General features: G+C 59.3%; 20 protein-coding genes. 16 read left to right on the forward strand and 4 right to left on the reverse strand.

The features are described 5' to 3' along the window. Together ACIQC5_RS11990 and ACIQC5_RS11995 are read right to left on the reverse strand one after the other, a co-directional pair. On the reverse strand, nt 1-687 hold the full coding sequence (locus tag ACIQC5_RS11990) for a GntR family transcriptional regulator (protein ID WP_400282168.1): 687 nt from the start codon (nt 685-687) through the stop codon (nt 1-3). Nucleotides 688-790: 103 nt separating this feature from the next. Beyond that, on the reverse strand, nt 791-2,623 hold the full coding sequence (locus ACIQC5_RS11995; RefSeq protein WP_400282170.1) for a putative nucleotidyltransferase substrate binding domain-containing protein: 1,833 nt from the start codon (nt 2,621-2,623) through the stop codon (nt 791-793). Nucleotides 2,624-2,859: 236 nt separating this feature from the next. Between ACIQC5_RS11995 and ACIQC5_RS12000 the strand changes: the two genes are divergently transcribed. The 6 genes from ACIQC5_RS12000 (at nt 2,860) to ACIQC5_RS12025 (ending at nt 9,614) form a co-directional block, all read left to right on the forward strand. Beyond that, complete coding sequence (locus ACIQC5_RS12000; protein ID WP_400282173.1) at nt 2,860-3,975, forward strand: substrate-binding domain-containing protein; 1,116 nt, start codon at nt 2,860-2,862, stop codon at nt 3,973-3,975. A gap of 6 nt (nt 3,976-3,981) precedes the next feature. Beyond that, nucleotides 3,982-4,791: an ATP-binding cassette domain-containing protein gene (locus ACIQC5_RS12005; RefSeq protein WP_400282176.1), complete on the forward strand. Its 810-nt coding sequence runs from the start codon at nt 3,982-3,984 to the stop codon at nt 4,789-4,791. Continuing rightward, entirely contained in the window at nt 4,788-6,023 is a 1,236-nt protein-coding gene (locus ACIQC5_RS12010) for a sugar ABC transporter permease (RefSeq protein ID WP_400282178.1), read from the forward strand. The genes ACIQC5_RS12005 and ACIQC5_RS12010 overlap by 4 nt, the downstream gene beginning before the upstream one ends. Before the next feature lie 96 nt (nt 6,024-6,119). Then, on the forward strand, nt 6,120-8,321 hold the full coding sequence (locus ACIQC5_RS12015) for a N,N-dimethylformamidase beta subunit family domain-containing protein (RefSeq protein WP_400282180.1): 2,202 nt from the start codon (nt 6,120-6,122) through the stop codon (nt 8,319-8,321). 109 nt (nt 8,322-8,430) lie between these two features. Beyond that, entirely contained in the window at nt 8,431-9,033 is a 603-nt protein-coding gene (locus ACIQC5_RS12020; RefSeq protein ID WP_400282183.1) for a TetR/AcrR family transcriptional regulator, read from the forward strand. Then, on the forward strand, nt 9,030-9,614 hold the full coding sequence (locus ACIQC5_RS12025; protein ID WP_400282186.1) for a DUF1349 domain-containing protein: 585 nt from the start codon (nt 9,030-9,032) through the stop codon (nt 9,612-9,614). The genes ACIQC5_RS12020 and ACIQC5_RS12025 overlap by 4 nt, the downstream gene beginning before the upstream one ends. A gap of 498 nt (nt 9,615-10,112) precedes the next feature. Here the strand turns inward: ACIQC5_RS12025 and ACIQC5_RS12030 are convergent, their stop codons facing one another. After that, nucleotides 10,113-10,274 (reverse strand): hypothetical protein, encoded by a 162-nt coding sequence (locus ACIQC5_RS12030; protein ID WP_400282188.1) that lies wholly within the window; start codon nt 10,272-10,274, stop codon nt 10,113-10,115. A 299-nt stretch (nt 10,275-10,573) separates the two neighbouring features. Next, nucleotides 10,574-11,614, reverse strand: a complete 1,041-nt coding sequence (locus ACIQC5_RS12035) for a LacI family DNA-binding transcriptional regulator (RefSeq protein WP_400282191.1) — start codon at nt 11,612-11,614, stop codon at nt 10,574-10,576. Nucleotides 11,615-11,847: 233 nt separating this feature from the next. Between ACIQC5_RS12035 and ACIQC5_RS12040 the strand changes: the two genes are divergently transcribed. From ACIQC5_RS12040 to ACIQC5_RS12085, 10 genes are all read left to right on the forward strand, one after another. Beyond that, nucleotides 11,848-13,125, forward strand: coding sequence for an ABC transporter substrate-binding protein (locus ACIQC5_RS12040; protein WP_400282194.1), 1,278 nt, complete (start codon nt 11,848-11,850; stop codon nt 13,123-13,125). Nucleotides 13,126-13,133: 8 nt separating this feature from the next. Then, the gene (locus ACIQC5_RS12045; RefSeq protein ID WP_400282197.1) at nt 13,134-14,099 is read left to right on the forward strand and encodes a carbohydrate ABC transporter permease; all 966 of its coding nucleotides are present in this window, start codon (nt 13,134-13,136) and stop codon (nt 14,097-14,099) included. A gap of 170 nt (nt 14,100-14,269) precedes the next feature. Further along, a complete protein-coding gene (locus ACIQC5_RS12050; protein WP_400282199.1) occupies nt 14,270-15,004 on the forward strand; it encodes a carbohydrate ABC transporter permease in 735 nt (244 codons plus the stop codon). 78 nt (nt 15,005-15,082) lie between these two features. Beyond that, nucleotides 15,083-17,281 (forward strand): alpha-galactosidase, encoded by a 2,199-nt coding sequence (locus ACIQC5_RS12055; RefSeq protein ID WP_400282202.1) that lies wholly within the window; start codon nt 15,083-15,085, stop codon nt 17,279-17,281. A 509-nt stretch (nt 17,282-17,790) separates the two neighbouring features. After that, nucleotides 17,791-19,083, forward strand: coding sequence for an MFS transporter (locus tag ACIQC5_RS12060; protein ID WP_400282204.1), 1,293 nt, complete (start codon nt 17,791-17,793; stop codon nt 19,081-19,083). 667 nt (nt 19,084-19,750) lie between these two features. Next, complete coding sequence (locus ACIQC5_RS12065; protein WP_400282207.1) at nt 19,751-20,866, forward strand: LLM class flavin-dependent oxidoreductase; 1,116 nt, start codon at nt 19,751-19,753, stop codon at nt 20,864-20,866. 31 nt (nt 20,867-20,897) lie between these two features. After that, complete coding sequence (locus ACIQC5_RS12070) at nt 20,898-21,071, forward strand: hypothetical protein (RefSeq protein ID WP_400282209.1); 174 nt, start codon at nt 20,898-20,900, stop codon at nt 21,069-21,071. A gap of 258 nt (nt 21,072-21,329) precedes the next feature. After that, nucleotides 21,330-21,680, forward strand: a complete 351-nt coding sequence (locus ACIQC5_RS12075; RefSeq protein WP_400282424.1) for a sulfurtransferase — start codon at nt 21,330-21,332, stop codon at nt 21,678-21,680. A 50-nt stretch (nt 21,681-21,730) separates the two neighbouring features. Beyond that, nucleotides 21,731-22,147, forward strand: coding sequence for a sulfurtransferase (locus ACIQC5_RS12080; RefSeq protein ID WP_400282211.1), 417 nt, complete (start codon nt 21,731-21,733; stop codon nt 22,145-22,147). 177 nt (nt 22,148-22,324) lie between these two features. After that, on the forward strand, nt 22,325-23,992 hold the full coding sequence (locus ACIQC5_RS12085) for a TIGR04028 family ABC transporter substrate-binding protein (protein ID WP_400282214.1): 1,668 nt from the start codon (nt 22,325-22,327) through the stop codon (nt 23,990-23,992).

Here is a 23,992-nt window from a genome sequence, read left to right on the forward strand (position 1 = left end):
TCAGGCTGAAGCGGCTGAGGTCTCAGCGCTGTCCGAGGCTTCCCAATCTTGAACGATATGGTCCAAGTGGGCTGTCATCAGCTCCTCAACCCGTTCGGCCTCGCCGTCGAGCAGGGCGTCCAGGATCAGTAGATGCTCCTGGGCGGTTGCCCGCAGTGACTCCTGCCGTGAGAAGCTCTTGAGCCCAAGCTGCCGAGTCTGGTCGCGCAGCCCCTCCACCAGGGTGGTGAGTTTTTCGTTTCCCAGAATTTCCAGCATGCCCAGATGAAAGCGCAGGTCGGTGTTGAGATAGGCAACAAGGTCGCCTTCCTCCGCTGCAGCGATGTTCTGTTCTGCCAGAGCCCGGAATTTAGCGGCCTGCTGCTTGAGCCGAGGCTCGCCAGCCAGGCGCACCATGGACGGGACTTCGATGAGCATGCGGAGTTCGTGAATATTTTTCCGGTCCTGCTGGCCCATCGGGATGACTCGAAAGCCCCTGTTGCGGACGGCTTCCATGACGCCTTGATTGACTAGCGTGAGCATCGCTTCGCGGACCGGGCTGGTCGATACGCCCAAATCCGTGGCAATTGCTGAGGCCGAGTAAAGCTCGCCCGGGACCAGATCTCCGGTGATGAGTCCTTTTCGTAGGATGGCCAACACTTGGTCGCGAAGGCTGGACTGTTCGAGCTTTTCCGTCGTAACACCCATTTGTGTCCTCCTGACGATGAAGTGTGATGCCTTATACGTTACCTTTTTAAGTTTACGGCACGACTAAGCGCGCCAGAGGCGCTCGGCTTTCCATCGTCTTGTTTCACGAAGGGTGGCCCGTAAGCCTGCTGGCGATTGATTCCTGTAGGGCTGCCACAGCACGGAAGGCCTCCCGGAGATGCCGTCGGCGCAACGGATCCAATTGTTCAGGGGAAATCAGCCCTGTGGCGATCTTCCCAGACCGCAGTTGACGGACTTCCTGTTCGAACGCGATTCCGTAGCAGAGATGGAAGGCGTCCTTGAGGCTGTCAGCCTCATCGTCAGAGATCAGCCCAATATGGGCAGCAGCATCAAATCGTTGGGGAGTGGAACCAGCCAAGGTACCGCTTTTGAGTGCAAGCAGCCGGGCCATCGCCGAAATCGGCCGCAGCCCCTTGTTTCGGAGATCCAGATAGCCGCGCCCACCGCCGAATCGCTCAACGACGCGATTTCTGACGAACCCAAGGGGTGGGCTTTGACCCAACGACCGACGAGCTAAGGCCGACATGAAGACCGGGTTGGAGGCTGCAGCGGCAATCTCGGCGTGAACATCGCGGAGGAGCGCTGACCGCGTGAGAGCCCGGCTGTCGATCATGGCCATTGCCTGCTCGGGGTACTCCCAGAATTCAGATGAAGGGCTCCTCCAACTCCGGGCGATGCGATGCCATTCGACCAAAGATCTGTTGAAGGGCGCATCAGAGGCGTTGGCGCCGTGCGGAGACCAGCGGAGGCCGCAGGTGGGGAGGCGGCTGAGTGTTTCCGCGGTGGCTTTGAGGATGTCGTCGTGGGCGGGTGGTGATGCTGTTGTGTTCCGTGGTGTCCAGATGAGGGCGGTGTCGACGTCTGAATCGGGCAGGGGCTCTTGTCGGGCCATGGAGCCGGTCAGGACCCAGGAGTGGTCCAGTTCCTTGAGGGCCGGGTCGAGGGGGTGAAGGTCGATGATTCGCCTGACGATGGCGTCCACGACGGCCGAGATGATGGCTCCGAGCTGAAGGGATGAGACATCGGCATCCCAGAGTTCAACGATTGTGGGCCGGAGCAGGCGGCTGGCCTCGCCGAGCTCTTCGAAGGTCGCAGCTGATGCGATGGCGTTGCGGACGACCAATGGATGGCGGACGTCGGCGGCGGCCATGTCCATGACGGCACTGATGCCGACCGGGCGGCCGCTGTTATCGGTGATGACCAGGTGGTGGATACCGTGATCGACCATTCTTAGGTAGGCGGACCAGATGGTGGAATCGGCATCGATTCCGTGCGCAGGAGTGGTCGCGATCTCTGCCACGGGGCTATCCAAGGACACTTTCCCAGTGGCGACCAAGCGCCGGAAGTCGTGGTCAGTGACGATGCCGTAGCCGGTACCGAGCCTGACCAGCGCGGCTTTCTGGTGTGTCTGGGTCATCCGCTCGGCGGCCTCGCGTACGCTTTGGCCGGCCTCGCACCACAGCACATCCTTCATCGCGCTGGACACCGGGCGGTCCATCCGCGACGAAGGCCCTCCCGCGGCGATAAGCCGCTGGCGGGCGACCAGTGTGTTGAAGTGCCGGAACTGCAGCCGGGAAGGGTCTTTGACGACCGAGCGTGGATCCGGCAGGCGGTAACACAACGTGTCCTCCGCGGCCCGCACTGCCAAGGCCGTAGGCAAACCAGAGAACACCGCAACATGCCCAAACGTATCCCCCGGGCCCAGGACATCGACTACCGTGCCACGGTCCACCACTTCCACCGCGCCCGTACGGACCACGAAGATATGGTCCACATCCGTGGCCCCGTAGGCAAGGATTTCCTGGCCCGCAGCAAAGAACTCAACCTCCACCATCGAAGCCAGCCGCGACAGATCCTCCCCATCCAATCGGTCATACGGGGCCTGACCGCCCAGGAAGTCAACAAACTCCTTCACACCCACACCCATCAGGTAGAAATAAGCAAAGTACGCCCAGTGTAATGCCTTACCGGTTACCAGAAGTCGATTCGGGAGCCTCCGTCCTCAAGAAACTTTGATTGTGGGTCTAGTCACACGATGCGTACACGAGTACATTGGACGCATTGATCCTCTAGGTAATGCCCTACCGGTGACCGGTTAAGAATCGAGTCGATCTCCCGCTGCGGCACCCTACTACTCCCCAAGGAATCACGATGAAGAGTTTCATCCGAACCACGCTCGTCACAGCCGTCTCCGGCACGCTGTTGCTGACAGGCTGTTCAACCGGAACCGAACCCAGCGCCGACGGCAGCGCTCCCGTCGCCGCAGCGGATCTGAAGGGCAAGGTTTACTTCCTCACCCCGAACTCCCAAGTCACGCGCTTTGACTCATACGACACCCCCAACCTCAAAGAAGCCCTGGCCAAATACGCCCCCGGACTGGAATTGGTTACCCAGAGCGCCGACAATGACCCCAGCCGGCAGCTGCAGCAGGCCCAGGCCGCTGTGACGCAAGGCGCAAAGGCCATCATCATGGCCCCGCCAGTACCCGACCAGAGCCAGAGCGTCGTCGCGGCAGCGCACGCGGCGAACATACCTGTCATCGACTTCGCCTACGCGTCCACCAACAGCGAGATCGACTACTACGTCACCGTTCCCTTCGAACCGATCGGTGAGCAGGTCGCCAAATACGCCGTAGAAAAAATGAAGGACACCGCTAAGCCTCTGCGCATCGCCGAAATCACCGGTGACCCGTCCTTCTTCTTCGACACCGAGATCCGTAAAGGCACCGCAAAAGTGCTCGATCCCTTGGTCAAGACAGGAGACGTCGAAGTGGTCTGTCAGAACGACAACCTGCAATTATCCGCTGACAATGCCCGCCTAGCCCTTGAGGGCTGCATGCAGCGGGCCGGCGGAGATCTCGATGCAGTCATTGTCCACAATGACAGCTCTGCGAACGGCGTTCTCGCAGCTCTCTCAGCTCAGGATCTTTTGGGAAAGGTAAAGGTATTTGGTGGGTACGACGCGCAGCCCGGTGTTGTACAACACCTTCTAGCCGGAAACATCGAAAACACCATGGTCCCGCCATACAAGGCAATGGCTGATGCGACAGCCCGGCTAATCGTCGCCAAGCTAACAGGTGACGGCAGCGATAAAGATCTGGCTACTGGAACCTATGACACAGGAATCAAAAAGGTCCCCACCGTCTACAACGAAAACGTCTTCATCACGGCGGACAACGTTGGCAAGGAACTGATAGACACCGGGCTTCTCAAGAAAACAGACGTCTGCGCCGGACCTGCCGTCACCTCCGAATTCTGCAAACAGTAGGCCCCCATGAGCATCCTCAATACTGAACCACCAACAACACAGTCCGCACCACCCGCTTTGGAACTGTCCAGCATCTCCAAGCACTTCGGCGGCGTTCGCGCACTGGAAGACGTCTCCCTGCGGGTCTACCCAGGAGAAGTCCTGGCACTCGTCGGCGACAACGGCGCCGGAAAATCAACCCTCATCAAAACCATCGCAGGAATCAACATCCCGGATTCCGGAACCATCTCCTGCGCCGGAACAGAGGTGAAAATAGATTCACCCCGGCACTCCATGGCCCATGGAATTCAGACCGTCTACCAAGACCTGGCTCTCTGTGACAACCTCGATACCGTCCAGAACCTTTTCTTGGGACGGGAGATCTACTCCCCATTTGGCCGCAGACTGCAGCGAGCAGCCATGGAATCACGCGCCCGCCAAGTCCTCGCAGACCTCGGGGTCTCCACCCTGCGCGACCTGAGCGCCCCCGTAGGAAACCTCTCCGGCGGGCAACGGCAATCCGTTGCCATCTGCCGTTCCGTACTTTGGGAACCCAAGGTTGTCCTTCTCGATGAACCAACCGCCGCCTTGGGGGTTGCCCAGCGGAAACAAGTTCTTGAACTCATAGTTCGTCTACGCGCGACAAATCACGCAGTCATTGTCGTCTCCCATGACCTTGCCGATGTTCAGGAGGTCGCCGACAGGGTCGCCGTCATGCGGCTCGGGAGGAAAGTCGCCGAATTTACCCGTGGCGGGTATGACCGCGCACAGCTCGTCTCAGCCATCACCGGACTGGGCGTCGCAGCATCACAGCCAAGCGCAGGAGAAACCACGTGACCACCAAGTATAAAACAGCCTCCCACAAGTCCCCGGAGGCTCCCTCACCGACACCGTTTGAACCACAGTCGTCAGACCGGCTGGGAACCAGGCTCGCCCACGCTCTGGCCGGTCGCTACCGCATGGCGCCTGTTTTGGCATCAATCGTGCTTATCTGGGGATTCTTTCAGTCCCAGAACCAGAGTTTCCTGACGCCTCGAAACATGACGAACCTGTCGGTTCAGATCGTCGTTACCGCGCTGCTGGCCCTGGGGCTCGTCCTGATTCTCATCATCAAGGAAATCGACCTTTCTGTCGCCGCGCTCAGTGCGGTCTGCGCCGGAACTATGGCCCACCTGATGGTTGAACGAGGTATTGACTCCTGGGTCGCCATTCCTGCGGCAATCATCGCCGGCATGCTGGTCGGCTTGGTTCAAGGTGCCATCGTCACCCGGTTCCGTGCCGCATCCTTCATCGTCACGCTCGGTACTTCCCTTGCCCTGCAAGGTGTTCTCTTGGTTCTACTTCCCCAGAGCGGCTCCCTCCCGCTCTCAGGCACCTCCGTACAGTGGATTGCCAACAGCTTTATCCAACGAGGAGTCGGCTACGTCGTTGTCGTCGTGGCAGCGGCCATCGTCGCCTTTCTGCTCTTCCAGTCCCTTCGCCACAAACGCCGGCAAGGACTCAACACAAACATGCTCACCTCAGTTGTCCTGCCAGTAACAGCGATCCTGGTCGCAGGACTAATCGTTGTGTTCGTGCTCAACCAGGACAGAGGCGTTCCGACACCCGTAGCGATCCTCCTGCTGCTCTTGGCCGTCATGGCCTATGTAACAACCCAGACCAGAGTAGGGACCTACCTGTATGCCATCGGCGGAAACGCTGAGGCCAGCAAACGTGCGGCCATCAGCGTCGCCCGCGTCAAAATGACCACGTTCGTCCTAGCCGGCGCCTTCGCCGCTGTCGCTGGCATCATCGCAGCTTCTCAGACATTGGGCGTTTCCGCCCAATCAGGCAGCGGTACTTTGCTGCTGGAGGCAGTAGCAGCAGCAGTCATCGGCGGTGCCAGCCTTTTCGGTGGACGCGGATCAGTCTGGGCGGCCCTCATTGGTGCCTTGCTCATGGGCAGCATCACCAACGGCCTGGCCCTGATGAGCGCATCCACTGAAACGAAGTACGTCGTCCAAGGAATTGTGCTTGTGCTCGCCGTGACCGTCGACAGCCTCCTTTCAAAAGAGACCAAACGGACCTGACCCGAACAGCATCAGCGGCGACACAAACGAGCGGCTGGGGTCAATGACGAAACACACGGCGCCCCAGCCGCTCCTCACGACGAACAAGGACCAGATATGAAACTGATGGGCTACGCGGACGAACTGAGCGTCCACCCCGGGGAAAAAATAAGCTTCAAAATCAGCTCCGACGAAGGACCAATTGCCGTAAACATCGTGCGGTTGCACGGTGTGGACACCAGCAATCCCGACTCCAGCACTCACCTCGTTCGCGAAGAAGCACTGGAAACTGACCTAGCCCCGGAATACAACGGCGGCCCCCAGAAGCTCACACCAGGTTCCTACGCACGGATACGACCCAACGGTAACCGCGCGCTGGCCTCCTTCGAACTGCAAACCTGGACCATGCCGACCCAGCCACAAAAAAGCAGGCAGACTCTCGTGCATATTTCAGGTACGGAGGCCGGCATCGTTCTCCGGCTCGAACCCGGGCAACTGGTTCTGGAGTTCCAAAGCAAAGGTCAGACGCCACGTCGCGTGACCACCCGAATGAACATTCCCCACCAGCGTTGGGTAAGGATATCGGCCTCATATGACGAGACCACCGGACGCGCCCACCTTTCGCACCAGGTCGACGGCCGGTGGGAAGCAGAAAAGTCCGAAGATACCTCCAGCAGCGAGATAGGTTCATTTCAGATTGCAGCGATCGAGCGCATCAGCCTAGCGGCTAGCCATGATGAAAACGGTGAACAAAAAGACTACTTCAACGGCAGGATCGAAGATCCATTCCTGGTGAGCCGCCCGCTCACAGCGGTAGAGACACAAGCACTGAGGGAAGGCGCTGCGTCAACTGAAGTCCTCGCTGACGAACTGGTCGCCGCATGGAGCTTCGGATCGAACCCCAGCGAACGCACCATCATCGATGCCTCTGCTAACCAAATGCACGGAGAGCTGATCAACCGGCCAACCCGCGCCGTAACAGGCCACAGCTGGACCCGTCCGGCATTGAACTACCGGGACAATCCCAAACAGTGGAATGCGATCCACTTCCACGAAGACGATCTTGACGACGCCGAATGGGACACAAACTTCACCCTCACTGTCAGCCCGGGGACGCCCAGCGGGATCTACGCCGCGAAGATCGCTCAAGGAGATCAACTCGACTACATCCCGTTCTACGTGTCACCATCTACGGACCATGCTCGCGTTCTGTTTATCGCTCCCACAAACACCTATCTCGCTTACGCGAACGAACACCTTGGCGAGGGCGAACGCGGCGAAGCCCACGCAAAGACCATGCGGGACTCAATCAAACTTAACGACACCGACCGGTACATCCATGCTCACCGGGATCTCGGCATTTCGATCTACGACAGTCACACCGACGGCAGCGGAGCCTGCCACTCGTCCTGGCTCCGGCCTGTGCTCAACTTCCGCCCGAACTATGTCACCTGGCTTAACGCCGCACGTCGCCATTTCGCGGCAGATTTCTATATCACTGGCTGGCTGGAGGCCAAAGGCATCGCCTTTGACGTCGCCACAGACGAAGACGTTCACCGAGAAGGCCTCACACTGCTGAACAACTACGAGGTCGTTCTCACCGGTTCCCACCCGGAATATCCAACCACTGAGGAATACAACGCCATTGAAGCGTACGTCGAACGTGGGGGCCGCCTGATGTACCTCGGCGGCAACGGCTTCTACTGGGTCACAAGCTTCGACGGACCACATACGCACACCCTCGAATGCCGTCGAGGATACTCAGGCGTCCGCAACTGGACTTCCCATCCCGCTGAGGTTCACCACAGCTCCACAGGCGAACTCGGCGGCCAGCACCTCCACACAGGAAGAACCAGCAGAAGCCTCCTAGGCGTTGCTTCCTCCGCTGCAGGGTGGGGTAAAGCATCCGGCTATACCCGCACCGAAGCCAGCCGAGGCAGCGACGTCAGCTTCGCATTCGACGGCATTGACGACACAACCCTTGGCAACTTCGGATTGATTCTCGACGGGGCAGCAGGTGACGAAGTCGATAGCGCTGACTTCCACGGCGGAACGCCGTCCAACGCCAAAATTATCCTCACCTCCCGCCAAGGCCCCGAGTACTACCCCTTCGTGGAGACCGTCATGGCCATGGAACCAGGTGTCAGCGGACCCGACAACCCCGAAGTACGCTCCGATGTGGTCATTATGGACACTGATAACGGCGGGCGCGTCTTCTCCGTAGGATCCATTTGCTGGGCAGGCAGCATGGCGTACGGAAACTACGACAACAACATCTCACGACTCACTGAAAACGTAATCAGAGAATTTCTCAAATAGCAGGAAAGTGCAGGCCAGCGCCCTATCCGGTCAATCTAGTAAGCGAAGGAAACGCCTGGACCCCGAGCTGAATGCCACAAAGCACGAACCACCAAAGGATAATTGAGCGATGACGCCATCCCAGTTGGCCGCGACAACGCCTACCAAGACCCGAAACCGGCGCTTCGATCCTGAACGCCGAGACCGTCTAATCGACACGGCCTTGAATGTCATCGCGGCTAAAGGGGTGGCTGGGGCAACTCATCGAGAAATCGCCAGGGAAGCCGACGTCCCACTAGGCTCCATGACCTATCACTTCGCCAACATGGACGAACTTCTCTACCTTGCTTTCAGCCGCTTCGTCGAAACCTGCGCCGCCAGGTTCGATGTCCGCATGCAACAATCTCAGACTCCTGAACAGGCCCAAGAAGCCGTTGTCCAAGGCATCGTCAAAGACTACTTGGGGACATCTGAAGAGATGATCCTCGCCTACGAGCTCTACGCTGTGGCTGCCCGAAAACCGCTACTTCGCGAAATCATGCAGCAATGGATGGAAGCAAGTCAGCATTCACTACAACGACACTTCACCGCCGACGACGCAAGGATCATCGACGCGTTCATCGAAGGTCTGATCGTTCACGGCTCGCTCGCCGTTGAGCCGATGACAGAAGGAGAAGTCCGCGCAGCAGTCCACAGATTAACCGACCCATTGCTCCTCCAAAGGAAACAATGAAGAACTTCGTGAACACCGCAGCCTGGACCAGCAAACCTGTCAACAGCAGGTTTGTTGGACGATTTCTGCACGTCGAAGCCGCCAAGGGAAGCGACTTCTGGCAAGAGACCCATTACGGATTCAAGCGCGACACTGGCCATGCGCTACTCGCCCCCGTGGCATCAGTAGGCGCTCTCGAAGTCACCTTTCAGGCGGACTTCGATACCCTTTACGACCAAGCCGGCCTCATGATCCGCAGCAGCGAGACTGACTGGATAAAAGCCGGGATTGAAATCAACGATGGCCTCCCGCACGCGGCAACCGTTGTTACCCACGGCCGATCCGACTGGTCCTTGAGCCCTGTACCCGAGTGGGCCAATCAGGAAGTCACAGTCCGGGCGAGCTGGCGTGAAGGTGCTGTAACCATCAGAGTGAGGAAGAACCAAGGACCTTGGAGCATCCTCCGTTTAGCCCCTATGACATTTGGACCGACCACGAAGGCTGGTCTGTATGTATGCTCACCCGAACGCTCAGAACTGAGCGTTCGATTCTCCCGGGTCACGTTTGGAGACGCCGACGCCGGGCTCCACGTGGCGCCTTGAGGGCAGGACATTTGTGCGATGGGATTACAAACGATGAGCGCAGACCTGCGCCCCGCTCAAGGACGCTTAGTTGCCGAAGACCGAAATTTGAGTGGTTATCGGCAGACTGTCCGCGTCGACGTGCTCAGTCGACGATCGCGTGAGCTGCAATGGTACGGAGACACCGCTGGAGAGCAGGCGTCTGAATCGGACCCGCATCCCACTTGATTTCGCGTTGCGTGTCGATGACACGACCAACATCACTCTGAAAGCTCTCGGCCGAGCGCTGCCACTGAACTCTTAGCTCGGAGTGACCCCGCACATGCAGAGCGCTTCCGGATCCGTGTCATGTCACCATTGACTTCTCCCACGCTTGAGCCGATGTTGGCCCAAGGAGGGAGAAGTCAATGGTGGCAAGCCGTCGCATTAGCGATGATTTGAGTGTGGACAATGTCGTCACGTCCCTTTTGGGTCGATGGGCCACAGATAACAACGAAACCCCCGACGGCGTGGTGACGCTCAGGTTGTCCACCTCACCAGCGCATCGGCATCAGCGCGCAACGAAGCGGGCACCCCGGATGCCTTGCGGAGGCTGCCGAACTTTCGCCCGCGGCGGGGATCGGTGGCGGCTGCGAGGCCGTCACCGATCAGCATCGCGCTCAGACCCGTGATGGTGATCATGTGAGTCGAGCGAGCGCAGGAATACTGGCAACGGAGATGGCCAATACCGCTGAGCACGTTCCTTGGCCGTTCGCCCGATCCCTATAGGGCGCGGTATGGCTTTCGCGGGAAGATTCGGAGTTTGGACATCACTGCTGCCGGTTACAGGAAGTGCGAGGCCCCTGCGCGCCACTTTGTGATGTCCCTTGGATTTACTTCCGGGTGCGCTCGGCGAATGCGAGGAAAGAGGAGCCTTGGGGGTTGGTGTCCGTCCAGAGCATAGGGCCGGAGCACGACTTGCTTTGCAGTGCCACTGAAAACTATGAATGGTATGAGTGGCGAGGCCAACCTTCTGATGACGGGCGAAGGATGAGCTCTGGCATGAACACCAAGTTTGCGAGAGTGTCCTCCCCGCGATTATTAAGGATAATGTCCAAGGCGGATCGTGCCATATCCCTGACGGGCTGGGCCACAGTACTCAGCGGCGGCCATGAGAACTCACCCTCCTCGGACCCATCAAAGCCGATAACCGCAATGTCCTCAGGGATTCGTACTCGCGCTTCGTGTAGGGCCCGGAGCAGTCCCAATGCCTGCAGGTCGGAACTAGCGAAAATCGCCGTTGGAGGATTCGACTGCAGAAGAAACTCGGGTCCTGCTTCGAAGCCGCCGCGACGAGTAAACGGTGCCCTCACAATCTTCCCCTCCGAAACGCCGGCCCGCCGTAGCGCCTGTTGCCAACCCACTTCGCGTTCGTCTACATACTTCTCAACATTCGACCCAATCAGCAAGCCGATGTTCTGGTGCCCTTGACTGATCAGATGTTCGACCGCCATCTGGGCACCCGCTCGCAGATCGGATCGTACTGCGGGAGCGTCGCCACTACCGGTCCAGCGGTTGAGCAGCACAGTGGGGATTCCGGCAAGGTTCAGCTCTCGTAGATCAGGGGTGAGGACGCTGCTGCACAAGACGACGCCATCAACGCGGCGGGCGGCAAGATCAGTAATGAGGCGTTGCTCATGCGCAGGTGAGGAATCCGAATTGCCCATCAACAACGCAAACCCATATTCTGCGGCGACATCTTCGACAGCACGTGCCAGTGAAGCAAAAAACGGACTCTTTGCATCCGGAACTACAATGCCCAAAACTCGACTCGAGCCGAGCGTCAGGGCCCTGGCAGCTGGATTCGGGCGGTAGCCGAGTGCATCGATGGCCGCACGAACTTTAGCTTCCGTTGAAGGCGATACGCTCTTCGGCCCGCCGTTGACCACGTAGCTTACGACCGTGGTGCTCACGCCCGCGCGTTGAGCCACTTCCCGACGCGTAGCGGACTTATGCACGATGCCCGAGCTTGTGTCACTCACCCTAAATTTCCTCTCCTATCTGCCGCGGTACGCGAGGGCACTGCGGTAAAGGGTTTGCTTATGGTTCACAAAGTCTACCCCCGTGGAAATTATTGACTAACTCTTGACGGAACAAAATCTCCCCGGGTAGATTCGATACATTCTCCCCGGGGAGATCAAAATCTCACGGTGACGCAGTCCCCTCTCTGGCCAGTCCTCAAAGCGTCCCTTTCCAACCTCGAAAGGTCCCTGTAATGCCCCTTACGAATCGAGTACCCAGCCGGGTTGTCCGGCTCATTTCGGCCTTGGGCTGCACGGCTCTGGCCGCTGCAGTCCTTGCCGGGTGTTCCGCGGACAGCGGTAAAACGACACTGGAAATAGAATCTGCCTACCCGACAGGGTCGACGTTGCTGGAGAGTCTTGAGAGTGTCGCAAGTGCTTATGAGGCAGAGCACCCGGACGTTGACTTCAACATCGTGCCGGCAGGCAGTGACTTTGAAGCCCGAATGAAGGCCCGCCTGGCAGCCAACAATGTTCCCGACCTCATGAATACACATGGATGGTCACGTGACCGGTATTCTCAATTCCTCCGCCCCCTCCAGGATCGTCCTTGGAATGCCGACGTCGATGCCACGCTTGACCCGGCCATGCGAACAGGCGATGGCAGCATATTTGCCCTGCCCATGGACGTCGATGTCTCGGGAATCCTTTACAACGAGCAGGTCTTGAAGGATGCCGGTGTGGAGATCAGCTCCCTGGCGACTTGGGAGGGCTTCGACAGGGCGCTCGAAAGAATCGAGTCTTCAGGCGTGGTGCCCATCACGGTCAGTGGCAAAGCGCTTGACGCCCAGGCCGCCCTCATCGACTGGATGGCGCCAGGTAAGTTCACAGCCGAGGAACTTAGCGCTCTCCAGAATGGTAAGTTCCAAGACACTCCTTACCGATCAGTCCTGGAACACATTGATCGATGGGCCAAGGCCGGCTATTTCAATCCCGACATATCTTCTGCGTCGTTGACCGATGTGGCCGCCTCGATAGGCGCCGGCAAGACCGCCTTCATATTCACCGGAACCTATACTGCCGCAGATGCATTCGTTTCATACCCGAACGCGCAGATCGGCTACATTCCCATTCCGTCAGACACGGGAAAGAACTATCTCATCGGCGGTGAACAGAACGCGTTCGGCGTCGGCAAAACCAGCCCCAACCAAGACATTGCACTCGACTTCCTTGCTTTCCTGGCCAAGCCTGAAAACGTGAGCAAGATGAACCAAGCCGCCGGAACTCCGTCCGGACTCAAGTCTGTTCCTACGGATGTCGGACCGCTGCAGCAGAGTTACGAACAATGGGTTGTCGAAGGGAAGACTCCCCTGCAGCCCTTCTTCGATCGTGCAGATCTCCCCGGGGGCATGTGGCAAACCATGGCGGCCACCACCGATTCCATCATCACCCAGCAAGGTGACGTTGCCCAAGCACTCGACCAGGTCCGGCAGCAGTTCGATAGTCTCTATGCCCAGGCTAACGGCAAGTAGGAACAAGCATGTCAGCCACTTCATTAGGTCGCATCCCGGATACTTCAACAGACTTACAGCAAAGGCGGCCGTCAGGCCAGAGCAAGAGGACCCGCCCAGCCAGGACCAATCTATTCGGCGCGCGAATCAACCTCTTCTATGTGCCCGCGCTCATACTCCTCGGCGTGTTCACCGGATACCCTCTCATCCGTGGAATACAACTATCCTTCTACAATTGGGACGGCTTCTCTCCGTCGATGACCTTTACCGGCATAGACAATTACGCCCGGCTCCTGTCAGACTCCACTTTTCTCACGGCACTCACCAACACACTCATTTATGCTTTTGGTTCAACTCTTATCCAGCAAGTTCTCGGCCTTGCACTGGCGGTGATTCTCGACAGGGCTATAAGAGGACGAAGTGTCGCCCGTGCGATCATCTATCTGCCGGTCCTTGTATCGCCGGTCATCATGGGCACCATGTACTACATGCTTTTGTCCTATAACACGGGGACCTTGAATGACATAGTCGTCGCTCTTGGAGGTGAGCGCACGGCATGGCTTGCCGATGCGGGCGTGGCTACCGCTGTCATTGTTCTTGTGAACGCCCTGCAGTTCGTTGGGATCTCGATGATCATCTATCTGGCCGGGCTTCAATCCATTGATCCCTCATACCAGGAAGCGGCCATGCTTGACGGCGCAGGTGGATGGCGCCAATTCGTCAACATTACGCTTCCCCTACTACAGCCAGCATTCGCCACCAGCGTCGTCCTCAACCTCATCGGGGGCTTCCAGCTATTTGACGCCGTCGTGGTCATGACTGGTGGCGGTCCCGGCAATTCCACGAACTCCCTATCCACCCTCATCGCTAGAACCTACTTTGGCAGCCAAAGCGCCGGCTACGCCGCGGCCATAGGCGTTGCCCTTTTCTTGATGATCATCATCATCACCGCCGCGCTTAACAAGCTCTTGAACCGCCAACGTCTGGAGGCGTAATCATGCGTGACACCAAAAACATCGCGACGAGAGGCTCCAAGACCCAGCCCGCGCACGTCCCAGCGCCTACAGGCCGACAGCAGCACTCAAGATTCAACACCTCAAAGCCAATTATCATTCTGGGTTTGGTTCTGTTTTGTGCAGTCCAGCTGCTGCCGTTTTGGATCGCAGTGACAACGTCTCTCAAGGCGCCGACGGACCACACCCCTCAGCTGCTGCTGCCCGGCCAGTTCAATTTCAACAACTTTGCACTCGCGATCAACAAAGGCGGCATCTTCACTGCCATCATCAACAGCATCATTGTCACAGCTTCGGCAGCGGCTCTGGCGAGTGTTCTCTCTGCATTGGCTGCATATCCGCTGGCACGAAGAAGCACAAACTGGAACCGTGCCGTATATGGGACCGTTGTTTCTCTCATCATGGTTCCCCCGCTAAGCATCCTGGTCCCCCTTTACTCATTTCTCGTACAGATAGGTGCGACAAACACGCTCTGGGGCGAAATACTTATCATGACGACCATGCAGGTTCCGCTGGCTGTTTTCCTGTACGCAGAATTCATACGGTCAGTACCAATAGCCTTGGATGAGGCGGCAGCACTGGATGGCGCGGGTCCAGCAAGGACCTTCTTCATGATCATCTTCCCGATTCTCAAGCCCGTAACAGCCACCGTTCTCATCCTCTCGGGTGTAGCGGTATGGAATGAGTTTGCGCTGTCCAGCTACCTGCTGACCGAGCCCAAAGTGCGAACAATAGCTCCTGCCGTCGCATCATTCTTCGCAGCGCAAGGAAGCAATATCGGAGCCGCCGCGGCGGCCGCACTGCTGGCAGCCATTCCCGTCGTGGTGGCATACCTCTTCCTCCAGCGGTACTTCATTAAAGGGATGCTCGCAGGAGCGGAAAAGTAGTGCCCCTGGCCTGTAAAAGTCATTAGCCGCCGCTATCTACAGACCAGTTGTCTAGTGCGCGGCCTATTCTCTCCGAAAGTGATAAATTTGCAAACTTTTGCTCATCTCAGCGCCGCTGGCACAAGTGTCATCATTGGCTACCGCAACGGCGAAGCAGAAATCATTCATTGGGGAGCGGATCTGGGCGACGCGATCCCCGGTTTAGAGGTGCTCGAGGACATGGTCCCGCCTTCCGCTATCGATGTTCCGGTCACTGCGGGGGTTCTGCCGCAAGCATCCTCAGGGTGGCGGGGACGTCCCGGACTTCGCGGTCAAAGGATTGTCAACGGCCTCCCAGGATACGACTTCTCGCCGCGGCTCCGACTAACCGCCGTGGACCAAGCCGGCAACTCATTGGCCATCACACAAACGGATCCGGACGCTTCCCTCACCGTAAGAACTTCCTTGGTCCTACATCCCGGAGGGCTGTTGGAAATGAGCCATAGGGTTACGAACGACGGCTCGGACCCATTCCAACTTGATGAACTGGCAGTAGTCCTCCCTGTCCCTGCAATTGCGAAGGAATCTTTGGACCTTACGGGGCGGTGGTGTCGCGAGCGGCATCCGCAACGCGGTCGCGTCAGGCAGGGAACCTGGGTACGTTCCGGGAGACATGGACGAACGGGCCACGACGCCTCTTTGCTATTCGCCGCAGGAACACCCGGGTTCACTAACCGAACCGGAAAGGTCTGGGCCGTCCATTTTGCATGGAGCGGCAACCACGAGCAGTTCACGGACACGCTGGCCGACGGCCGGAGCATGATTGGTGGGTCTGAGTTGCTAGGCCCCGGCGAAATTATCCTGTCACCCGGTCAAAGCTATTGCACGCCCACCCTCTTTTCCGCTTACTCAGACAGAGGATTGGACGGCATTAGTGAGGCCTTTTACGCATGGTTCCGCAACAGGCCGCATCACATCACCGCGACGAATTCCAGATCGCAAGGCAAGCAGCGTCCAGTTGTCCTAAACACATGGGAGGCCGTGTACTTTGACCACGACCTGACGACGCTCAATGAACTCATTGAGTCTGCCGCCGACCTGGGCGTGGAACGGTTCGTCCTCGATGATGGATGGTTTCGCGGTCGCCGAAACGACAAGATGGGCCTCGGAGACTGGTTCGTCGACGAAAATGTGTGGCCCAATGGGCTCACGCCCCTTATCCAAGCAGTCGAAAAGCACGGAATGGACTTCGGTATTTGGGTCGAACCCGAAATGGTCAGCATCGACTCTGACGTAGCTAGAAGCCACCCCGACTGGCTGGTTCGGCCGTCTGCCAAAACGCATAAAGAGGGCGGACGCCTCCCTCTCGAGTGGCGGGCACAGCACGTCATCGATCTCGTCAACACAGAGGCCTGGCAATATGTGTTCGACCGGATGGACTCGCTCCTGAAGGAAAACAGAATTTCCTACCTAAAGTGGGATCAAAACCGGGATCACCAAGAACACGGACATGCCGGCCGCCCCTCTGTCCACGCCCAGACATTGGCCGCCTACCGGCTGCTTGACGAATTGCGCAAAGCGCACCCCCACGTCGAAATCGAATCCTGTTCCTCTGGTGGCGCCCGAATCGACCTGGCCATCCTTGAACGGACCGACCGCGTATGGACGTCCGACTGCAACGACGCGCTAGAACGCCAAACCATACAGCGTTGGACTGGCGTGGTCGTTCCGCCCGAGCTGCTCGGTGCTCACATTGGTCCCGACACATCACACACAACCGGACGCACGCACTCCCTTTCATTCCGAGGAATCACAGCCCTCTTTGGACACTTCGGGTTGGAATGGGACATCCGCAAAGTCGAGGGCCGCAGCCGAGAGGAATTGAGGCGATTGATCAGTATCTTCAAGCAGCACCGCGACCTTCTTCACAGCGGAAAAATGGTGCGCGCCGATATGGCGGACGAGTCCCTGCTACTCCACGGCGTCGTTTCGCATACCGACGTCCCAACGGGAGACGTTGCGGCCCTGTTCGCCCTGATTCGAACCACTACAGGCTACGCAGAGCTCCCCGGTCGGGTCACCGTTCCCGGCCTCAACCCTGACCGTTCGTATCACATGCAACTCCTTCTGCCAGACGGGGATTTGGGAGACCTAAAGGACGTGTGCACTCAGATCACCCCGCCCCTCTGGGTGGTCGACGGAGCCGTCGCTTCCGGCCGGTTTCTCAGCGAAGTTGGATTGCCAATGCCCAACCTCAACCCTGAGCAGGGGCTCTTGATACAAGCGTCTGCACTGTAAGGGACATCCGGCACGGCGTGTTCGCCATCGCGGCGGTGATTTCCAATGAACCCTCCGCCGCGACCCGGAGAACAGGTCTTCCAAGGGCCCGGTTGACCAGCCAGGATGGAGCGCCATCTGGTTTGTCGGATAGGACAGCCCGGGCGTAGAAGAGCGAATATGCATGCAGATCGAATTAGAGTCGATCGAAAATCACCCGCCGCCAATGGGGCACTTCACGGATTCTTTGTCCGAACAACCTTGTCAGGAGGTGAACACATGGGCTCCGATCCCGATTGGTTCGTTTCACTTGGATTGAAATGACGTCGGGATCATCGGTGCACTGGCTATGGATCGCCAGGACAACGAAGTCGCCAATCCCACATCCAATGCCTAGCGCAATAGGAAGCGTGCTGGCTCCCTCCTAATCCTCTGCCTTTGGAGCCCAACGCATTCCACCAACGATCACACTTTTTTCCCAATTCTTATGTGCTGCAAGGGCGGAGCACCTACTCCACGGAGGTGCAGTCTTGCCATCATCCCCATCATCCCCTTCGGTCCCGCAGCGTCGCAGCGTCCTTCCTGCCTTACTGGCGCTGTCCTTGGGAGGCTTCGGTATTGGCTCAAGCGAGTTCATCGCAATGGGCCTGCTCCCCAGTATTACCCAAGACCTTTTCCCGGACGCGTACATCTCCTCAAGAGAAGCGGCTCTGGCGCACACCGGATGGCTTGTAGGTGCTTACGCGCTGGGCGTAGTCATCGGCGCACCTACAGTTGCAATCGGAATTGCCAAGCTTCCCCAGAAACCCGCACTCCTCGCGTTAGTAATGGCGTTTGTTATTGGAAGTGTCGCCTCGGCTGTACTTCCCACCTTCGAGGGCATCGCTGCGGCACGCTTCCTGACCGGCCTGCCCCACGGCGCCTACTTCGGGGTCGCCGCCCTCGTAGCTTCCCGGCTACTGGGGCCCAGCCGGAGAGGGCTGGCAGCAGCAACAGTTATTGGCGGGCTTACAGTTGCTAATGTGATCGGCATACCACTGATCACCTGGCTCGGGCTCCTTGTCGGCTGGCGGTCCGCGTACCTCGTAATCGCCGGAATGTTCCTCGCGACCCTGGTGTCGATTGCCCTGGCCGTGCCGTCCACCGGAACTGCCCACACTACTGTTTCAATCCGAACGGAAGTCAGCGTGCTACGACGCGCGCAGGTGTTGCTAGCCCTAGGCATCGGCGCCGTCGGGTTCACCGGCCTCTTCGCGATGTACGCATACCTCGCACCGCTCGCCGAGCACCACACAAAGCTCGATCCCGAAGCGGTCCCGTGGATACTCGCCAGCGTCGGTATAGGGATGACCATCGGTAACTTCAGCGGGGGTTGGGCGGCAGATCGCGACGTTCGCAGCAGTACCTACGGTTCGTTCGCAGTCATGCTCGCCGGGCTGGTGATTCTCGCTCTCTTCTCTGCAGGCACGTTAGGGCTGATCGTTGGCGTAATGGTTGTCGGTGTAGGGGCCAGCGCCCTTGGACCAACACTCCAGACCCGCCTCATGGATGTTGGAAAGGAGGGGCCCACACTCGCAGCAGCGCTGAATCATTCCGCATTCAACGTGGGCAACGCTCTGGGAGCCGTGCTCGGCGGCGTTGTAATCTCCGCCGGCCTTGGATACCTGTCTCCCATTTGGACGGGAATCACCACTTCAGGTGCCGGGCTCCTCATCGCCTGCATTAGCTTCACTCTGGACGGCCGACGCGGTTCCCGTGCAGACGCTCAAACCTTCGCGGACGGCATTGACCCTGAGAAAGCACTCATCGGAAGACACTCCTAGCGCCGCACCCTGAGCCGAGGATGCCCCGAGGTCTCCGTGAACCGGCCCATGTCTTCAGTGGAGAAGCCCAAGATCCCGATTACGACACATACCCACCCGCTATCTCGTCTTGGCTCCTGGGCCGCTACCGCCCAGGAGCCGGAGTCTCAACTTTGACAAGCTTTCTCGGCATATCGTGCGCGCGTCGTTCAGTAGGCCCGAGGACGGATGCCTGTTGTCAGATACACGTGGTTCGGGGGTGTCAATTCCGGGGTGGGAAGGGTTCTGATGAAGAGGGCGGCGTCCACGAATCGACGGGGCTGACAGATCACATCGGGAGGCGTGTAATTCACACCGATGAAATACACAGAGGTAAGCCCGACATTTGAACACCTATCGGCAAACTGTTCGGCTTCGACATGCGCGGACGACGAGCGAGTGAACTCACAATGCTTCGGCGGAGTAGGCAGGTGCCAACCTGCACCAGGACACAAAGGACTTTGATTCGGTGCGTCCGCCCAGTGCCGTCTGCGACGATTGACGCGGTAGTTCCCCGGTGCCGAATCGATGCTATAGAGAATCACCAAGGGTCCCTCCTTCGTGAAGATCGATGTCCCGCAGTGACCCCTCGCTAAGAGCTGTTAAGTAGCATTCACCTCGAGGGAAGCACATCTTCTAACTTCTGCCTATGACCAGTTCTCCCGCGGCCCAAAACACTGTCCATGCCGAAGGCCTGCACGGCCCACGGCACATCATCATCGGCGCCATGTTCCGGGCCGTCGGCGCGTATCCCAGTGGGTGGCGGTACCCTGGCGCGCACCACGATCCGCATGAGGACGCCGAGGTCATCCGCGCCACTGCTTTGGAGGCCGAGAGTGCCGGGCTGGACTACATCTTCTTCGGGGACTGGCTGGCTACCGGCCCTGATCTGGAATTCCGCGATCCCTACCTTGCCGCCCGCATTGAGCCGCTGAGCGCCGTCGGATTCCGTGCCGGAGTGACTTCCCGCATCGGCTTGATCGCCACGGTCAATGCCACCTATTCAGACGCCTACACTTTGGCACGTATCAGTGCCTCGATCGACCGTCTCAGCGGCGGGCGGCTTGGGCTCAACATTGTTACCGGAGCCGAGCCCCGGGCCGCAGCCAATCACGGCCGTGACGCACACTGGGGAAACGAACAGCGCTACGACTCCGCTGAGGAACTCATTGATGCACTGCGTTTGCTCTGGGACAGTTGGGGCGACGGAGCTCTCGTCGCGGACCAGGAATCCGGCACATTTCTGAACCCGGACAAACTCCACCGGGCCGATTTCCACGGCGAGCACCATCCCGTGGCCGGGCCACTGAATGTCCTCAGGCCAATACAGGGACACGTGCCTTTAGTACATGCGGGCACGTCTTCACGGTCCAGGCAACTGGTTCACTCCCGCGCCGACCTGGCGCTGCTGGGACTTCCCGGCGTGGCAGAGGCCGCCGTGGAAACTGCCACGCTGAGGCGGGAAATCGCCGCACAGGGCAGGGATCCGCGGGCCGTCAAGACCCTCACCCCCGTACTGCCCATCATCGGGGCGACGCTGGAGGAAGCCTGGGACGTTCACGACTTCCTGGTGTCCCGTGTGCCTGTGTCCCCGGGTCCGCATGACGAACGGGAGGGCTTCCCGGGTACGCGCAGGCTTTGCCGCCTTGGACGATGCGTTGGGCTTTCCCGCAACGGACTTCGATCTGGACGCAGACGTCTCCGTTTCCGATGCCGCGCGATTCAAACCCCGCGGCCGGCATCTGCTGGACTTGGTTGCCCGTAGGTCCGGACGGGTTCCCGGTACCCGTCGGCCGGTGCGCTGGCGCGACCTTCTGGTCAACCATCTGGTGCCCTACAGCGTGGTGGTAGGCACGCCCGTGCAGGTGGCGGATTACCTGCAGGCCTGGCACGAAGAAGGTGGTGTGGACGGATTCAATATCCTCACCCCTTATCTGGGTGACCAGTTAGAGCGTTCACGCGGGGCGTGATACCGGAACTTCGCACCCGGGGCCTGTTCCGGGATAGTTACCAAGGAACCACCCTGCGCGACCATCTCGGCCTGGCAGTCCCGGGCAACGTTTATGAGCTGGAAGACCCGTTTCCCTTTGAAACGCGTTCGACGACGGATGTCCCCGTCAGCTCGGGAGTGACGGAATGAGCCCCACCGGTCTGTCCCCGACAGCTGCCGCTGCCCGGGACGACTTCCGGGACGAGCACTTCATCAGCGCCGCAGACCTGGCTCGCAACTGTCCGGCGGGCAGCCGCCAGTCCTGCTGGACGTCAGGTTCAGGCCCGGGCTCGCGGACCCTGAGGCAGAATACGACGCCGGTCACTTGCCAGGGGCTCACTACGTCCACCTGCCCACTGTCCTCGCTGACGCCGGCGTTCATCGGCCCGCCTCCGATGGCGCGCTCCCCCTGCCGGAGTTGGAAATCCTTCAGCGGGCCCTCCGGGGTTACGGCATTGACGACGCTTCACGGATCGTCGTCTACGACAATCGACACGGCCTATCCGCCGCCAGGGCCTGGCGGGTACTCCGATGGGCGGGATTTACCAATGTGAAGGTCTTGGACGGCGGGTACGGCTACTGGCTCTGAGCAAAGGCCTTCCTACTACTGTTTCCCATCCCTCCTCGCGGCCTGGAACCGTGACGCTGCGGGCATTCGAGCCTTCAGGCAGTGGCCGCCTCCCCACTCTGAGCACCAAAGAAGCAGCCGACTTTGCCCCTGCCGGTGTGTTGATCGACGCGCGGGAGGCGGAGCACCTCAGCGGCAGCCCGGACGGACCCGTGACGCACATCCCAGGCGCCCACAGCTCGCCCAGCAGCACCGATCTCGACCCCAACGGCCTGCTGCTCCCCGCCGAAGCACTTCGCGCCAAGGCCGCCGACGCAGGACTAACGTCCGGAGCCGCCGTCGGAACCTACTGCGGAGCCGGAGTGCTGGCCGCCCATAAGGTCCTCACGCTGGCGACCATCGGCATCGATGCATCCCTGTACGTCGGGTCCTGGTCGGCGTGGTCCGCTGCCGCTTCGGCCGGCCCGGCTCCTAGAGCCGGCAAGTAACAGGCATTTTCATTGCGGAGCGTGACCCGGTTTTGCTTAATGCGAACTGGAGTGACCGCTGATGTCGGTGGAATTCGGCAGAGCTTTTGCCCCTCCTACAGTGATGTCAAGACGTCCTTACATCACTCCCAGCGCGGTCCTTCCGCGCAGTCCGTTTCATGCGAAAGAGGCCCTTCCATGGTTTTCCGCAAACCTGTCCGCGCCATCTCAGCCGGCATAGCAGCGCTTGCGCTGGCCAGCGTCCTGGCCGCCTGCGGCTCCGGCACGGAGGCCACCAATCCGGTTGACGACGGCGGTACTCCAGTCACCGGCGGCACACTGGTCTACCTCGAGCAGCAGGCCCATACCAACCTTTATCCGCCGTCGGGAGGGTTCTATCCCAACGGCGGCGTCCTCAACCAGATCACGGACAAGCTCACTTTTCAGAACCCCGAAACTCTTAAGATTGAGCCCTGGCTTGCCGAGTCCTGGACCAGTAACGCTGAACTGACCGAATACACGTTCAAGCTCCGCAGCGGCGTCACGTTCTCTGACGGCACACCCGTGGATGCCGCCGCGGTGGCACGCAACTTCGACACCTACGGCCTGGGCAACAAGGCCCTGAACCAACCTGTCTCCGAGGTCATTAATAACTACGATCACAGCGAAGTGGTGGACCCGCTCACGGTCAAGTTCTACTTCAAGAAGTCCTCGCCCGGCTTCCTCCAGGGCACGGCCACCATTGGCTCCGGCATCGTGTCCATCAGCACCCTCGACCGGAAGTACGACGAACTCGGTGACGCCCGAAACATCATCGGCAGTGGTCCCTTCACTGTGGCCAGCGAGGTCCTGGGCAAGGAGCTGGTCCTCGACGCCCGCAAGGACTACAACTGGGGACCCGCCGAGGCGGAGCACCAAGGCCGTGCCTACCTGGACACCGTAAAGATCGTCGTTACCCCGGAAGACAGCGTCCGCACCGGCTCACTCCTCGCCGGCCAAGGCGACCTGATCCGCCAGGTCCAGGCGTACGACGAAAAGCAGGTGGCGGCACAGAACTTCAAGATCTACGCGCCGGGCACCCGCGGGGTCAACGACAGTATTGTGTTCCGTCCCGACAACGCGCTGGTGGCCGATGTCCGAGTCCGGCAAGCACTTCTAAAGGCCACGGACACGAATGAAGTTGTGGACACCATCTTCTCGGAGAACTACCCGGTAGCTACCTCCGTTCTCGCCAAGGACGCCGCAGGCTATGTGGATCTGTCAGGCAAGCTTGGACACGATCCGGAGAAGGCCAAGGAACTCTTGGAAGAAGCAGGCTGGAAAGTTGGAGCCGACGATATCCGGACCAAGGACGGAGCCCAACTGTCCCTGACCATTTACGAATCCCTGCCGCAGCCGCAGAACAAGGCCGTGCTGCAACTGGTGGCGCAGCAATGGCAGAAGGTTGGCGTCAAGCTCAACGTCCTGGTCGGCGATTCCGGCAGCAAAACCGTTGACAGCCTGGATCCCGACAAGACGCCAGTCTCCGTTGCCATGGTTGGCCGCGCAGATCCGGATGTCATCAAGAGCCAGTTCCACCCGAAGAACCGTGACGCTCTGCTGCAAATCGGTGGCAGCAGCCAAAAGGTCAAGAGCTTCGTCGATGAGAAGCTCAACTCCCTGCTCGAAGCCGAGACGGCACGTACCGATCCCGAGCAGCGGTTGAAGGATGTCGCCGACATCCAGAACCACCTCATCGACCAAGCCCTGGTCATCCCGATCTTCGAAGAACCGCAGGTGTTTGCTTCCGCACCGTACCTGCACGGGCTAGCCTTCGAAGCCGTGGGCCGTCCCAGCCTCTACAACGTCTGGCTCAAGAAGAACTGA

It is taken from the genome of Paenarthrobacter sp. NPDC092416 (assembly GCF_044755025.1).
Taxonomy (GTDB): Bacteria; Actinomycetota; Actinomycetes; order Actinomycetales; family Micrococcaceae; genus Arthrobacter.

Coding starts and splice junctions, on each gene's coding strand:
- ACIQC5_RS12025 (WP_400282186.1), top strand. CDS start 9,030: ATGAAGAACTTCGTGAACACCGCAGCCTGGACCAGCAAACCTGTCAAC.
- ACIQC5_RS12045 (WP_400282197.1), top strand. CDS start 13,134: ATGTCAGCCACTTCATTAGGTCGCATCCCGGATACTTCAACAGACTTA.
- ACIQC5_RS12085 (WP_400282214.1), top strand. CDS start 22,325: ATGGTTTTCCGCAAACCTGTCCGCGCCATCTCAGCCGGCATAGCAGCG.
- ACIQC5_RS12020 (WP_400282183.1), top strand. CDS start 8,431: ATGACGCCATCCCAGTTGGCCGCGACAACGCCTACCAAGACCCGAAAC.
- ACIQC5_RS12000 (WP_400282173.1), top strand. CDS start 2,860: ATGAAGAGTTTCATCCGAACCACGCTCGTCACAGCCGTCTCCGGCACG.
- ACIQC5_RS12005 (WP_400282176.1), top strand. CDS start 3,982: ATGAGCATCCTCAATACTGAACCACCAACAACACAGTCCGCACCACCC.
- ACIQC5_RS12015 (WP_400282180.1), top strand. CDS start 6,120: ATGAAACTGATGGGCTACGCGGACGAACTGAGCGTCCACCCCGGGGAA.
- ACIQC5_RS12030 (WP_400282188.1), bottom strand. CDS start 10,274: ATGATCACCATCACGGGTCTGAGCGCGATGCTGATCGGTGACGGCCTC.
- ACIQC5_RS11990 (WP_400282168.1), bottom strand. CDS start 687: ATGGGTGTTACGACGGAAAAGCTCGAACAGTCCAGCCTTCGCGACCAA.
- ACIQC5_RS12040 (WP_400282194.1), top strand. CDS start 11,848: ATGCCCCTTACGAATCGAGTACCCAGCCGGGTTGTCCGGCTCATTTCG.
- ACIQC5_RS12065 (WP_400282207.1), top strand. CDS start 19,751: ATGACCAGTTCTCCCGCGGCCCAAAACACTGTCCATGCCGAAGGCCTG.